This window comes from Nocardia suismassiliense, assembly GCF_900269665.1.
Lineage (GTDB): Bacteria > Actinomycetota > Actinomycetes > Mycobacteriales > Mycobacteriaceae > Nocardia > Nocardia suismassiliense.
The window spans coordinates 3,964,694-3,978,666 of sequence record NZ_LT985361.1; the positions used below are offsets into that span (position 1 = coordinate 3,964,694).

The 13,973-nt window shown below is 64.8% G+C and carries 18 protein-coding genes; 16 read left to right on the forward strand and 2 right to left on the reverse strand.

All coding sequences use genetic code 11. From position 1 onward, the window contains the following. Positions 1–188 precede the first annotated feature (188 nt). Entirely contained in the window at positions 189–374 is a 186-nt protein-coding gene (locus DBO33_RS17730; RefSeq protein ID WP_107656029.1) for a hypothetical protein, read from the reverse strand. Positions 375–471: 97 nt separating this feature from the next. Between DBO33_RS17730 and DBO33_RS17735 the strand changes: the two genes are divergently transcribed. Next, positions 472–1,131 (forward strand): HAD family hydrolase, encoded by a 660-nt coding sequence (locus DBO33_RS17735; RefSeq protein ID WP_107656030.1) that lies wholly within the window; start codon positions 472–474, stop codon positions 1,129–1,131. Here the strand turns inward: DBO33_RS17735 and DBO33_RS17740 are convergent. After that, a complete protein-coding gene (locus DBO33_RS17740) occupies positions 1,128–2,393 on the reverse strand; it encodes a transcriptional regulator (RefSeq protein WP_107656031.1) in 1,266 nt (421 codons plus the stop codon). The genes DBO33_RS17735 and DBO33_RS17740 overlap by 4 nt on opposite strands. Positions 2,394–2,549: 156 nt before the next feature. On the opposite strand from DBO33_RS17740, the gene DBO33_RS17745 reads away from it, so the two are divergent. The 15 genes from DBO33_RS17745 (at position 2,550) to DBO33_RS17815 (ending at position 13,958) form a co-directional block, all read left to right on the forward strand. Next, entirely contained in the window at positions 2,550–2,780 is a 231-nt protein-coding gene (locus DBO33_RS17745) for a helix-turn-helix domain-containing protein (protein ID WP_107656032.1), read from the forward strand. A 142-nt stretch (positions 2,781–2,922) separates the two neighbouring features. Beyond that, the gene (locus DBO33_RS17750; protein ID WP_107656033.1) at positions 2,923–3,258 is read left to right on the forward strand and encodes a hypothetical protein; all 336 of its coding nucleotides are present in this window, start codon (positions 2,923–2,925) and stop codon (positions 3,256–3,258) included. Next, positions 3,255–3,605, forward strand: a complete 351-nt coding sequence (locus DBO33_RS17755) for a hypothetical protein (RefSeq protein WP_107656034.1) — start codon at positions 3,255–3,257, stop codon at positions 3,603–3,605. Before DBO33_RS17750 ends, DBO33_RS17755 begins: the two co-directional genes overlap by 4 nt. Further along, positions 3,602–4,672 (forward strand): hypothetical protein, encoded by a 1,071-nt coding sequence (locus DBO33_RS17760; RefSeq protein ID WP_107656035.1) that lies wholly within the window; start codon positions 3,602–3,604, stop codon positions 4,670–4,672. Before DBO33_RS17755 ends, DBO33_RS17760 begins: the two co-directional genes overlap by 4 nt. A 248-nt stretch (positions 4,673–4,920) precedes the next feature. Beyond that, positions 4,921–6,657: a type IV secretory system conjugative DNA transfer family protein gene (locus DBO33_RS17765; protein ID WP_159080343.1), complete on the forward strand. Its 1,737-nt coding sequence runs from the start codon at positions 4,921–4,923 to the stop codon at positions 6,655–6,657. Positions 6,658–6,700: 43 nt separating this feature from the next. After that, positions 6,701–7,273: a hypothetical protein gene (locus DBO33_RS17770; protein ID WP_107656037.1), complete on the forward strand. Its 573-nt coding sequence runs from the start codon at positions 6,701–6,703 to the stop codon at positions 7,271–7,273. A 22-nt stretch (positions 7,274–7,295) separates the two neighbouring features. Next, a complete protein-coding gene (locus tag DBO33_RS17775) occupies positions 7,296–7,670 on the forward strand; it encodes a hypothetical protein (RefSeq protein ID WP_107656038.1) in 375 nt (124 codons plus the stop codon). Between the two features lie 25 nt (positions 7,671–7,695). Beyond that, positions 7,696–9,318, forward strand: coding sequence for a hypothetical protein (locus tag DBO33_RS17780; RefSeq protein WP_159080344.1), 1,623 nt, complete (start codon positions 7,696–7,698; stop codon positions 9,316–9,318). A 1-nt stretch (position 9,319) separates the two neighbouring features. Continuing rightward, complete coding sequence (locus DBO33_RS17785) at positions 9,320–9,676, forward strand: hypothetical protein (RefSeq protein ID WP_159080345.1); 357 nt, start codon at positions 9,320–9,322, stop codon at positions 9,674–9,676. A gap of 1 nt (position 9,677) precedes the next feature. Next, a complete protein-coding gene (locus tag DBO33_RS17790) occupies positions 9,678–10,127 on the forward strand; it encodes a hypothetical protein (RefSeq protein ID WP_107656041.1) in 450 nt (149 codons plus the stop codon). Positions 10,128–10,131: 4 nt separating this feature from the next. After that, positions 10,132–11,115 (forward strand): toprim domain-containing protein, encoded by a 984-nt coding sequence (locus DBO33_RS17795; protein WP_107656042.1) that lies wholly within the window; start codon positions 10,132–10,134, stop codon positions 11,113–11,115. 28 nt (positions 11,116–11,143) lie between these two features. After that, positions 11,144–11,551: a hypothetical protein gene (locus tag DBO33_RS17800; RefSeq protein WP_107656043.1), complete on the forward strand. Its 408-nt coding sequence runs from the start codon at positions 11,144–11,146 to the stop codon at positions 11,549–11,551. A 3-nt stretch (positions 11,552–11,554) separates the two neighbouring features. After that, positions 11,555–12,457: an RNA polymerase sigma factor sigma-70 region 4 domain-containing protein gene (locus tag DBO33_RS43595; protein ID WP_199856677.1), complete on the forward strand. Its 903-nt coding sequence runs from the start codon at positions 11,555–11,557 to the stop codon at positions 12,455–12,457. A 2-nt stretch (positions 12,458–12,459) separates the two neighbouring features. Continuing rightward, a complete protein-coding gene (locus tag DBO33_RS17810; RefSeq protein ID WP_107656044.1) occupies positions 12,460–12,693 on the forward strand; it encodes a helix-turn-helix transcriptional regulator in 234 nt (77 codons plus the stop codon). After that, positions 12,693–13,958 (forward strand): tyrosine-type recombinase/integrase, encoded by a 1,266-nt coding sequence (locus DBO33_RS17815; protein WP_107656045.1) that lies wholly within the window; start codon positions 12,693–12,695, stop codon positions 13,956–13,958. The genes DBO33_RS17810 and DBO33_RS17815 overlap by 1 nt, the downstream gene beginning before the upstream one ends. The last annotated feature ends 15 nt before the right edge of the window (positions 13,959–13,973 follow it).

The following is a 13,973-nucleotide window of genomic DNA, read 5'->3' on the forward strand; positions in this document are numbered from 1 at the left end:
CTGGGGGGCGGGGAGATGTGTAAAAGAGCCGGCCCGGGGGGGCGGGCGGGGGGGCGGCGGCGTGTTCGCGCGTTAGAACGCGCTCAGTGCCGTGTTCAGGTCATGTGAGAACGACCAGTCGGACAAGCGACCACAAAGAGGAGTGTCCGCCGAGCACACGCCGCGGCCCGCCGGCACGCCCTCATGGGTTAGTCGGTAGCGGTGTGGTCGTCTAGTAGCGGCACGAGGAAACCCTTGTGCTGCCCGTAGATGATGTAGATACAGTCATCGCAGACCACCCGGTTTCCGCCGCCCGGATCGTAGATGAATCCGCCGTCACGGCCGACGCCGCGGCTGCACTCGATGCACAAACTGCCGAACTGGTTCCGTTGCATTCGACCGTCCCCTGGCGCTCGAAGATCCTTACCGCGTCTGCCAGCGTAGCGCCGCCCACGAGCCCCTCTGAGGACATCCGACAGGTACGGTTAGGCCATGATTGCGGCGGTCGTGTTCGATGTTGGTGAGACGCTGGTCGACGAGACGCGGGAGTATGGAACCTGGGCTGATTGGTTGGGCGTACCTCGTCACACGTTCGCCGCGGTCTTCGGTGCCGTCATCGCCACTGGACAGGACTACCGCGAGACGTTCCAGGTATTTCAGCCAGGGTTCGACCTTGCTCAGCAGCGGCAGGCCCGCGCTGATGCCGGCCAGCCCGAGCACTACGGCGAAGAGGATCTGTACCCCGATGTTCGTCCGGCCTTGGGCAAACTGCGTGACATGGGCGTTTGGGTTGGCATCGTTGGTAATCAGACGGTGCGATCCGGTCAGATTCTGCGGAGCTTGAACCTCCCTACCGACTTTATTGCGACGTCAGATGATTGGGGCGTGGAGAAGCCGACGCCCGAATTCTTCGACAAGGTCGTAGAGGTTGCGCCCTGCGAAGCTACCGAGATCATCTATGTCGGTGACCGAATCGACAATGATGTTGCGCCAGCGAAGAAGGCCGGAATGCGAACTGCTTACATTGAGCGGGGACCTTGGGGATGGATCCACCGCGATAAGCAGGAGGTCGCAGACCTCTCAGACTGGCGGATCCGCGACCTCACCGAACTGCCGGAGATCGTTGCGGCAGAGAACGATTCAGCCCGCTAGCCGACGAGCGAATTGACGGTGGTGTGCCAGTCGTACAGCCGGTCATCAAGGGCGCGGACAGCGGGGATGGAATCCCACTCGCGCAGTGACTGACGAACGGCTTTCACCCGATCCATCGCCGTCGCGTACCAATTCCGCCCTAGCAAGTTGAGCGCATCTTCGAGGTACGAGCAAGCTGAAGTTGGGTCGCGCTCCAGCACCGCGGCGGCGGCGATATCCGCGAGGTAGATCGATCGCTGTTTGATGGCCTCGTCCGGTAGGTCGGCAAGTACTTGCTCTAACGTCTCGCGTGCTTCGCGGCCGCGCCCGGCAACCATCAGCGTATTGCCCTTGAACCCTGCCAGTCTGATAGGCGAAAACCAATCCAGCCAGGCGGGTGAGGGATTCGATTCTGGGTTGTGCTCTTCGTAGGTTTGTTCCGCATGATGCACGAGGCTCAGTGCCCTTCGTGTATCGCCGAATCGGGTTTCCACTTCCGCCTCTACCGCGTCTAGCCAGGCCACCATCTCGGCGTTGGCATCGCCGCGCCGCGCGAATGCGCGGGCGGCCCTCATCTTATCGCGTGCTTCCTCGGCTCGCGATGGGTCCTCGGAGAACGCGGGTGCAAACGCCATGTGCGCAAGAGCAGCGGCTCCAAGAAGCAAGTCGTCAGCCTGATGCGCTGCTTGGAGAGCAAGTACGAGGCTTGGTTGGGACAGGTCTGGTTGCTGGAGGTCGAAGAACTCGAGACGCCCGGCAAGCAGGCTCGATTCTGAAACAGCGCGAGCCAGAAGCGGTTTCGCCGATTCTGGCACTTGCGGTAGCAAGTCTGCGCCCAAAGCTGCGTGCTCGGCGACTGAACGGTGAAGACGTGCCGCCGGGATGGACCAGTAGAGATGCCGGTGCGCCACAGTCACGGCCATGAAGTCGTTCGCGACTGACCCTGGCAGTGTGGACGTCGGCGCAGTGAAATGCCGAGTTGCCCACGTATCCGTGAATCCTCCGGAGGTGGGTCGACTGGCGCCTGCTTGCTCGGACCACGGCGGGGTGAACCCTAGTTCGGTTACTGGCCGTTTGAACAGCGCTTCCAGTGCAGTCGCATGTTCTGGATGAGGCCAAGGTGGCTCTGCTGACTCCCAGCGACGCACAGTCCTGGCATTGATCGACACCCGCAGGCCGATAGTCCGCGCGGTCTCGTTCAGCGCATCGGCGAGTGCGGACTGGGAGCGATACCCCAGAGCTTGCCGAGCGGCACGTAGCGCGGCGTTTCCTGAAGTCGTCATGGTCGCAGTCTAGCCCTCAATGAGGACCTCGATCTCCTCGGGGTACCTAAAACGGCCTATCTATGTCCTCTAATACGGCCTTTTTTAGGGCGTCCGCCGGAGTGATTCTGCTTACACCAACGTTTTCCAGCCTTTTCACCCTCAAGGAGGTGTTCGGTGGTCAGCAGAGATCTTCCAGTCCCCGATCCACGTGCGGCGCGCGATCTTATCAGCCTGAAGAAGGCCGCTGCGCTTGTCGATGTCGAGCCAAAGACGATCCGAAACTGGATCTCAGCGGGCCTGTTGCAGGGCTACAAGCTCAACGACCAGCTGTGGCGAGTCGACCGGCGCGAAGTGCTCGATCTTGCACGGCCCGTCGCCATCGATGCTTCGGATGGTGTGGCATGAGGCCCCGCACGGCTTTGGCTGTCGTCGCGCTGGTGTCAGTCGTGGTGACGATGGTTGTCGCACCGGGGGTTCTGGCCGTGACTGTGTTCGTCCTTGGGGCGTACCTGCTGTTGCAGGCGCGGCCGCGATTGCGGGGTCGGCGATGACCGCGCCGTGGCGGCAGGACCCGCCGCAGGGGTACACGGTCACGCATTTCGATCGGGGCCGCGGTGGTCACAACCCGTTGCATTCGATGGCGGGGCCGGAGTTCACGGGCGTCGGTGCGGTGTACGCGCCGTTGGGTGTTTTGCCGCCGGTGGTGCGGCTCGGTGTGCTGGTGGCGCTGCTCCTGGTTGCGATGGCTGGATGCACGGCGGCGTGGGTCGATTACAAGCACTACACGCCGTCGCCGAGCATCTGCCGTTCGGTGAACTCCGGAGTGCCAGCCGAACGGCCAGGGATGTGTGTACCCGCGTCCGTTGCGGGGGTACCGCGATGAACGCCTGGAAGATTGAGCAGCCCGAACTGGCGTCGGCGAAGGCCGAGTACGAGCGGATCTCGACTGTGCACGAGGTCCTTTACGACATGTCGATGGCCGCTTCAAATGCCTTGCAAGCCAAGGATTACGGCGAGTATGCGAACGAGGACGCCAAACACGCCCATTGCGACGCGTTCCAGCCGTCGGTGAAGAAAGAGCAAGCCGTCGCATACGACCGAATGCTGGTCGCAAAGTACGGCCGCGAGGTCGCTGATCAGATGCGTGCTCAGGCTGCTGAACGATCTGCAGCTCTGCATGCGGAGCTGGACAGGCGGGTCAAGATGCGCCGGATCGAGCGGTCGCGATGAGTCAGCACCACAAACGGAATGAGCGCTACGGCGCGCTTGAGTTGCAGCACCGCGCGGAGATCATAGGTGGCCTGCGTGATGCCGGCCTGGATTACGGGCGGATTGCTGGCACGCTCGGTGTCTCGTTGAGCAAGGTCGAAAAATGCCTCGGGGAGGCCGCCGCCTTGCGTGCGCAGGGTCTGACCAAGGCCGAGATCGCCGACGTGATTGGTGTCCCTCAGGGGTCGGTGGGCCGGCTGCTCTCGACCTTGGGTAGCGCCACGATCACCCAGCGACAAAATCAAGTTCTCGCCGTGACCTCCGAAATGCGCGGCATGCAGGTCGATCTGATCGCGGACTTCCTTGATGTCGAGCTGAGCACCGCCTATGACATCGTGCGGGTCCTGGTCAGGAACGGATCGTTGTATCCGCTCACGCGCGTTCAGCAGGGCAAGGCGTGGGCTTACCCCAGGCCGCCGATCCCGCAGCGCTACCTGGGGTGGCGACCCAAGGACTGGGCGCCGTCGCTGATGTACGCCAACCACGACCGCGCGGTTGCTCAGGCCCGCATCATGCTGGTCGGTTCCGACCCACAGCGCTGGATCTCGGAGCGGCAGCTGTATCGCCGCGCCGAAGAAATCGCCGCCGCTACCCGGGCTCCGGCGCAATTCAGCTCGGGGCGTGAGCCGAAAGAAGGCCGACCGCACATCCATGACGGATGGGTGCTGCGCCGAGTCGGCGGCGAATTGCAGTGGTGGGCCGTCGAAGTCGAGCTCACCCGCAAAGGACCGCGACACATGGATGTGGCGATGCGGGGCGCAATCCGTGCCGCGCGGGATATTCCCCCGTTTCAGCAGGCCGCCGAGCTTGTGGGTCTGCTCTACCTGTGCCGCACCGCCAGCGTCATGGACGGCGTCTACGCCGCCGCAGACCGGCTCCCGCCCGAGCTCGCCGCTATCGCTCTCGATTTCGAGGCTCGCGACCTCGATGACGACTGGGGTCGATTTCTGACCAAACGAGCCGAGCGCAAAGCGGTCGAAAAGGCCAAGCGCCACAACGCTCGTCGCATTGCCAAGGACGCATCATGAGCAACTCGAATTGCCAACCCATCCTCACCCCGACCGATTGTGATCCGCTCGGCACCAGCACCGCGACCCCCACTTCGGCAGCACCAACCGCTGTGAAGGAGGCACCGGGGACTGGGCTCATCCAGCCGGAGGCGCCGCCGATCAAACAACTCGATGGTGTGCCGCTGCCGGACATGTCAGAAATCGCGCACGCTGCGACAACCGCAACGGTATGCGGGGTGGTGATCGTGGCAATGCTGGTCATGATCGTGGCGGTGGCCGCGAGGTGGCCGCTGGCGCCACATCGGTTGCGTAACTTCGCGATTGCCTCACTGCTGTTGCCCGCGACATCCGTGCTGGCCGGTGGTTCGTGGTCGGTGCCCGCGGTGTTGTTCGTGGCCGGCGCGTCTCGCGTCAGCGACGGCGATTGGGCCGGACTGCGGATGATGCTCGCGCTCGGTGTGCCGTTCGCGTCGCTGATCGCCGCTTATTGGTGGGCGAAGTTCGTGCACAAAACCAACAGCGTTGGTCTGAAGTCGCTCGGTCGTACCGAGCGGGTGCAGCAGGCGATTGCGGCGCGGAAGTTCCACGCCGCGGCCCGCGCGGCGAAGCTCGGCGCTCCCTACAGCGCTGGGGATTCGATTGTGTTGGGGCCGCTGGCCGACCGCACGACGTCGAACCCGTTGGGGGTGTGGTCGGAGCTGACCGCGCGCCATCAGTCGTGGCTGGCGATCCCGCACAAGGAAGCTCGCCGCCATCTCGGGATCTTCGCCACGACCGGTGCGGGCAAGACCGAGCTGATGAAGCGCTACGCGCTGGCGATGTTCAGCTACGAGTGGCGGGCCTGGCAGCAGTGGAGAGACGTGCCAGGGATGCGGCGCAAGCATCCACGCCCGCTGCTGGCGGTGATCTCGTGCAAGGGCGGCGAGGACGACCGCGATCTGGGAATCGAATTGCGCGCCAACGCGATCGCGATGGGCATCAATCCTGAGCGGATCGCAATGATGCCCCTGGCGGACCGTCTCGACATCTGGAACATGCCCGCCCGCGACCTGCGCGCGGTGTTGTCCGAGTTGCTCAGCGCCGGTGAAGCGAGCACGTCGGAAGGCCAGCATTTCGATGAGATCCGGCGTCGCATCGTGTCGCTGGTCGTGGACGCCCCGGTCGGCGCGCCGCGCAATTCGTCGGAGTTCCTGGAGCGGCTGACCGAGGAGAAGCTGCTCGACATCTGGGGCAACGCCCCGGATGTGAAACGCATGATTGACGCCGCGCAGGCGGAGAAGACCCCGCAGCTTGATGACGCGTTGATCAAGTGCACCAACCTGTTCGAGCTGTTGCAGGACCACAACGGACACGTTGTGTTCGACGGCGGCAAAGACATCAACGACCTCGACGTGCTGTATGTGACCGTGCCGGGGCTGGACAAAGACGCCGCCCGCGCCCAGGTCGCAGCGATCCTGCGCCTGATCATGCAGCGCGCCGGACGTACCGCCAAAGATCAACGCCGCTCGGTCACGGCCGTGCTGGACGAGGCAAGCGCGTTGACCACCAAGAAGGGCTCGATCGGGCTGGAGGAAGTCCTCGAACGTGGTCGCTCTCAGGGCGTGGCGATGGTGTTGTCATCTCAGTCGCCTGAGGGCGTGGCCCCTGATCAGTGGTCGCTGAACCGCCTGTTGAAAGCCTGTGCCGGCGGGGTGATCATCGGCTACTGCGAGAACGCCGGGGACCTGTGCAAGCACTTCGGTTCGATCCGCCGGATGCTGCCATCACGGCATTTGATCAAAGGTCAGCGCCACGGCGACGAAGGCCAAGTCAGCGTCGGTGAGATGTGGCTGGTCGATCCTGACCGGGTCCGCCGCTTCGACACCGGCCAGGTCGTGTACGCCAAGGCCGGACGAGCTCAGTGGGGTCAAGTCATCCCCGTCGATCGCAGCGAACTCTCCCCGCTTCCCGGAACCGCCGCAGCAGCTGCTGCGTCCACGTCGGCCGCCAAAGCTGCTGCCTGACCAATTTTCCTGATTCAGCCAATTCGATTGTGAGGCAACCGTAATGCGCATCATCCGTAACAACGACGACAACGACAAAGACCCGGAGGACTTCGAGCCGAACGACCCGAAAGACCAGGGGGAGAAGCTGGCCGATGAGGTCGCGGACTTCCTGGCGGCCGTCGCCGAACGAGCACCGTTCCCGACCGGACAAGACGCACCGGCCCCAGCCGGGCAGTCGGTGAAACCCGAGCTGCGCCTGGTCAAGACCGACGACGTCCCGGATGCCCGTGACGAGGCGATCGTTGCTACTGCCGGCGGGCTGCGGCCGCGGCTGGTACGCGCCGGGGCAGGCGGCTCGGCCGTGGTGATCGTCGTGGCGGTGTTCGCGGCCTGGGGGGAACCACCGGCCGTGGCCGTCCCGATCACGGTCTACGGCGCCGGATGGATGGCCTATCTGTGGTGGAACGCCGCTCTGCGTCCACCGATCCCGCAAGCCATCGCCTTCGTCACCACGGCGACCAGCCGGGCTACCGCAGCCCTCTTCCGTGCCTTCTTCCGCGGCTTGCGGCGGGCCTACGAGCGCGTCGACGCGGCTCGAACCCGGCACGAAACCACCCGCACGGCAACCACATAACCCCATCACCCGAAAGAGACAAATGACGATGTACGACAACCAGAACGAGCCGATCCTGCCCATCCCGTCAGACCTCTACCTGGAGGTGGGGGAGGTCCAGGACCAGCTGGACGATATTCAGCGCAAGCTGGCCGATCTCCAGCATCGGTACCACGAGCTGAGTCGGTCACCCCGATCGCTGGACGTCGACAACCTCGGCGAGCCGACCAGCCCTCTCTATGCAGTCCAGATGACGGAGGGCTGGCTGGCCAGCGCCGACAGCAACCTGTGGCGAGCCAGTGAACAGCTCAGCCGGGCACGCGGCTACGCCAGTCGGTTGAAGCTCACCGAGCAAGCCTGCCAGCAGCGAGAACAGCAACTCGCACAACGCCACCCACCGATCGAACGCACCAGATAACCAGCACCCTGAAAGGACCACAGTCATGTCTGAGATGGACGAAATCGCCAGTGAAGCACGTAGGTTCGTCGCCTCGATGAGTGCTCTGCTGCGCCAGCACTCCCAAGCCTCGAACTGGTTGGAACGCAGCTTGATTCGCCGCGACATCAAGCGGGAATGGCGGGCCAAGCTCAAGGAGCAACGTGCCGAGCGAACCCATCAGTTGAGCTGGACCGGCCACAGTATCGATAACTACCGCATGCATGCGCTGGCCGCCGCGCAGCGTCAGAACGATCCGCGCGTGGACGAGGACCGGCGCCGCCGCGACGCCGACGCGCTGACACGGCATTACGCAGACAAGCGAGACCGCATCCTGGGCAACGAGCACCTCACCGAGGTCGAAAAAGGTATTGCTCTCGATGGTCTGGACGCCGCGACGGTGTTCCCTGAGTACAAGCCGGGCGAGTTGTTCTCCCGGGCGCACAAGGTGCGCGGCATCGAAGCGTTGCGCTACCGCGCGCAGGTCGCACGAGCACGCGACACCGCGAGCATTCCTCGCCCGCAGCCACGGCCGATGCCCCACGTCGACGCCGGATCCCGAAACCGCGACGAGCAACTCGAACGGCTACACACTCCAGCACCGGACCGGGACCCCGCCGTAGTCGATGACCGGAAGCCGTTCGTTGCCCTGGTCGGACCGGCCGACGTGATCCACCTCGAAGAGCACGAGTACGCGTCGGTGCCGCATCAGGACCGGGATCGTTTGCAGCGTTTCACCACTCGCGAGCAAGCCTATGAGTGGACGCTGACTCAACTCGATACCTACCGGACGACCAGCAGCCGTGCCGGGCAGGACTTCACTGCTTCCATCCGCGAGCTCGGGCGCAGCAACAGCAGCCAAATCGTCAGTGGCCCGCTCGGGATGGTCACCGACGAAGTCCGCGGCCTGTACGGCGAGCACCAGCGCCGCCAGGACCACGCACGCCAGGCAGGCCAGCCACAGGCCCGCCCGGCCGGCCAACCGCCCGACACCAGCACGGATCAAGACCGGTTCGCTGAGATCGAGCGCCGACTCAGCGAGATCACCGCCGACCGGGACCGATTGACCAACCGCGTCGGCATATTGCAGCGCGGACTGGACGCGGTCACCGCCGACCGCGACGAGGTCAACCGCAAACTCGCCAACGCCAACGGGCAGATCGAGGCATTGAAAAACCGCAATCTGCGTATGGCCGCCGAGATCGAAGAACTGCGTCAGCAACCAACGGTGGACCGGCTCGCCGCGGAACGGGACCGCTATAAGCGTGAACGCGACGAAGCCGTCGCCAAACTCGCCCAGCAGACCCCACGCGAGCAGCGGTACGGCAGCCGTGAACGGGTCGAGTTCGACAAGCTCGGCAACACCGAGCGCTGGTCACGCCAGGCAGAGACCGCCGACGACCCGCAAGCACAGGCCGACGCGGCCACGCGGCAGGCGTACGGCCGCGCCATCGCCGAGCAGATGTCGGCTGACTTCGCCAAGGTGCATGGCGATATCTACGACGAGCCAAAGCTGTGCGAGTTCGCCCGCGAATGGCTTGCCAACGCCGCAGAGCAGCACCGCGAACGGAAGACCAACGGTACCGAGCGAAACGGGCAGCAGCGCAACGGAACCGAGCGGAGCCGTTGACATGGATAACCGTCCATCACCGCTGGGCATGGCAACCGAAACCATCCGACGTGCTCGGCTTACCGTGGCTCAACACGCCACCGACCGCGCCGACGCCGCCGAACTGCTGAAAATGCTCGGCCTGATCAGCGAGCCGCCGACTCAACAGCAGCCGAAACTGCAGCCGGTGCGGAACCCCGGCAGCTGCGTGAAATGCGGTGTGACGACCGGCGATCCACGTGCCGCCGGTCACGGCGGTGCTCGCTACGGCGGCCGCGGCCGCTGCGACGCCTGCTATCAGCGACTCGTCCGCGCCGAGCGCAAAGCAGCCCAGGGGGACCGGACTCCGCAGCGCCGCGTGATCGAACGGAGCCGCTGAGATGGAACGCGAACACGAAGAAGCCATGCGCGTCGACTTCGCCGAACTGGTTCGGCTCCGCGATGAGGTGTTCCACGCCGAGGACTTGGGACAGCCCGCGAGCGAGATCGACCGACTCGCTGATCAGCGCTACGACATCGATGCACGGTGGCTGGGTAGTCCGCACCACGAGGACTGGAGGTACTTGCACACCGCGTACAACGACTGGGTACGCGCCCCGGAAGCCACGCGGCGTTTCCTCGACTGGATCGAGCACTACCGCGACCTCGGACACGAGCAGGTCTCCCAGGTGCAGCAGCGAAGCCTGGAACAAGCCCGCGAACTGGCCGGGGAGACCTTCCAGGTCGACTACGAACGCAACGCCCCCGATGTCGCACGGTTCACCCCGGACACGCCGGTACCGGTTTTCGGAGCTGCCCGGCAGCGTCGCGGGATCGAGCGGGGGCGGTGAACTCGTGGAACCGCAACAGGCGCAAGGGCGTTCGTGGCAGATCATCACCACCGCGTTGGATCGCACGATGGGTACTGGCAAGGGCTCACAGTCTGGCTGGGTGCGCTACCTATGCCCCGTCCACGAAGCCGACGGGCACCACCACAACCCGTCACTGGGTGTCCGCTACGACCCGAGCCAGTCCAAGACGATCGTGCGTTGCTTCGCCGGATGTGACGACCGGGACGTGCTGGCGCGGTTGGATCTTCGGGTCCGTGACATGTTCGACCGGCTCCCCGAACGCGACCCCAACCGCCGCAGCCCGCGGACTCAACCGCGCACCACCACCAGCGAGCAGCAGCTCGCACCGGTAGAACGGGCGATCCAGGCCGCCCGATTCCCGATTCCAGCACGGCGGGACCTCGGAACCCAGACCGGCCCGGCGGCGAACGTCGACACATACGTCTACCGATGGCCGGACGGACGTGTCGAAGGCGCGGTAACCCGCGTGCACACCCCGCACGAGTACGGATATGCCAAGTCGTTCTGGCAGGCACGCTGGACCGGGACCGCATGGGAGCCGGGAGGTTTCGCGCCGATCCCATGGCGGCTCAACCACATCCGCGAAGCCCTCGACACCGGCCGCGAAATCTTCGTGTGTGAGGGCGAGAAGGACGTGCAGCGTGCCAACCAGGCCGGGCTGATCGCCACCTGCAACGCCATGGGCGCAGGCAGTTGGAAGCCAGAGCACGCGCGCTGGCTCGTCGGGGCGGGGCGGGTGATTGTGGTCGCCGACCGCGACTGTCCCGGCTACCGCCACGCCGCCAAAGTCGCCGACACCCTCGCCGGCCGGGTCGGAGAAGTCCGGGTCCTGCAAGCCCGCAGCGGCAAAGACCTCGCCGACCACTTCGACGCCGGGTACCAGCTCGAAGACCTCACACCTGTCCCGTACCTGGACCGACCACAACAGCCAAGGTTTCGGCCAGCAGGCCGGACCCGCAGCCGCTGAACACCATTCACCGAAAGGAAACATTCTCATGAGCATCGACTACAGCCAGCGATTCAAGGCCGCGGCGAGCAAGCCGCCGAGCGCGTTCGGTAAGAACACCCCACCCAACACCACTATTTACGGCCGCATCGTAGAGATCGGCGAGCAGCCGAAGCTCAAGTTCAACGGCGCCCCCGGTGAGGTCGACAAGGACAAGAAGGGCAACCCAGTCCTGCAGCTGTTCATCACCATCGACACCCCCGCCGGACCCCGCAACCTGTACCCGACCTGGCGGATGGAACAAGCCATCGGCACCGCCCTGGAAAAGGCCGGCGCCGGAGCCTTCGAGATGGGCGCCGTGCTCTCGGTCACCTACGTCGGACAGGACCCGAACGACGAACGCGCCAAGCTCTACACCGCCGTCTACACACCCACCGGCACGAACGGCGGTGCATGAGCCGTGACCGGATATGACTCCGGTGACGAGGCGGGGCGCAGCAACGATGCTGCGCACCGCCGCGCACCCGATGTCAGTGCACACGAGGCTGGTCCGTCGCCGAGGGCGGGGCCGGTACTGCTGTTGGCGTTACCGGCGTTCGTGGCGATCTGGTCCGGTTGGGTCGGGCTTGGTGAGCTGACCGGGTTCGGTCCGGTGCATCCGCTGCCGGGTATCGCCGACGACTTCACGATCAACACCGCGATTACGCTGCCGATCGGGATGGAGGCATACGCCTCCTACGCGCTGTATGTGTGGCTGTCCGGTCGGGTCCGCTCGGACCGAACCCGCAGCTACGCCAAGTATTCGGCGTTCGGCAGCCTCGTGTTGGGTGCGGTGGGGCAAGTTGCTTACCACCTCATGCAAGCCGCGGGAATGAGCACGGCACCGTGGCCGGTTACTGTGCTTGTCGCCTGTCTACCCGTTGTGGTTCTCGGAATGGGTGCGGCGCTGGCGCACATGATCGGCCGTGAGCACCATCATTCACCGACCGTGCGCAGTAAGCCGGAACCGGTGCACAGCTCCGAACCAGTCCGCACCATGTCAGTGCGGGAAGTGCACACCGAAACTCGCTCGACGTCGACGGAACTGACCGAATCCCGCGTAGCGCGCGAACTCGAACCAGTCGAATGCATCGAAATCGAGGCCAGCGCAGCGCCCGATCATTGGTCATTGGTCGCCGACCGCGTGTGCGGAGCAGACCCCGCCGGGCGCCGCGATCCCCGCAAGGTCGCCGAGATTCTGCGCCTGCGCCACGACCACGGCTGGTCACACGCCCGCATCGCCGAGCAAGTCGAACTCAGCTCATCAACCGTCACCCGAACACTCACCGCCGCCCAGGAATACACCAGAACAGAAGGAACCTGATCATGACCGACACCAACGCCCGAGAAGTATGGGAGCTGACCGAGAACGCCTGGTATACAACGGAAGACGTTGCCGCGGTGCTCAAGGTGGATCCGTCGAGCCTGCGACGCTGGCGCACAGCCCGCCCACCGCAAGGCCCGCCATTCGTTCATCTATCCGATCGAGTGACGCGGTATCTCGGCGCCGACGTTCTGGCCTACCTCCAACGCAACCGCATCGACCCGACGGCGGCGTGATGGGCACCGACCCAGTTCGATTGATTCCGCTCGGGGTAGAGATCCGAGCGGACATCGAAGAACGCAACCGCGCCACGCCATTCCGCGCACGAGTGCGATGGACCGATCCCATCAGCAAGGCGCGGCCGTCCAAGTCGGCAGCCTTCGACACACGCGAAGAAGCCGAGGAGTGGGTAAGCAAGATCCGAAGTGCCGCAGCCCGCGGTGTCGACCCGAAGGCCGCGACCGCCACGCTCAAGGACTACGGCGACGACAACTGGGCCGCAGCCATGCGCGGACTTGAAGAGAAGACAGCGGGGGATGCCTACTTACCAGCCTGGAACCGCCGCGTAGTACCGGCACTCGGCCACATCCCGGTCACCATGATTACCGCAGGCCTTGCCGACCGTGCAGTCATGGGCTGGATCGCTGACGGCGTCAGCAAGTCAGCAGTAAAGAACAGCTTGGCAGCGCTATCCCGCGTGCTGGACCAGGCAGTCCGTGACGAAGTGATCGACCGGAACCGAGTCGAGGTCAGCGGTTGGCAACGCCAGTACGAACGATACGAGGACGAACTCGATGACCCCCGATCGCTCGCGCTCCCGGACTGGCTGACACTGACCAATCTCGCCGACGCGTTGGTCGCCGCGTCGGCCGACGGTTACCGGGGCTGGGGCGACGTCGTGATCTTCGCGGCGTGCACCGCGGTGCGAATCGGAGAAGTCTCCGGATGCCGGGTCGACGATATCGACACGACGGAATGGGTCTGGCGGCTGCGTCGGCAGACGTCACCCGGTCCGGGCGGACTGAAAGACAAAGGCACGAAAGGCAAACGGTCGAGGCGGATTCCGATCATCGAGAACATCCGCCCGCTGGTGCTCAAGCGGATCCAGGCCGCCAACAGTCGACCGGACGCGCGATTGTTCGTCGGCCCGCGTGGTGGCCGGATACAAACCGGTGTGCTCCGGAAGGCGACGCACTGGCACGAGGTCGTTGCGAAGCTCGGCTACGAACACCTGCGTAGGCACGACCTCAGGCACACCGGCCTGACCTGGTTCGCCGACGCCGGCGTCCCGCTGCATCGACTCCAGCAGATCGCCGGACACACCGACCCACGGATTACGCAGAGGTATCTGCACCCCGACATCAAGGCGTTGCAGAACGACGGCGATCTGTTGTCGAGGTTCCTCACCGCGCCGCACGGCGGGCCGCAGATTCCGGAGCTGCTGGCGGCCATGGACAGCGAACGGTCCCCAAATGGTCCCCAACTCCGGATCGTCAAATGAGAAAATCCCCTCCGA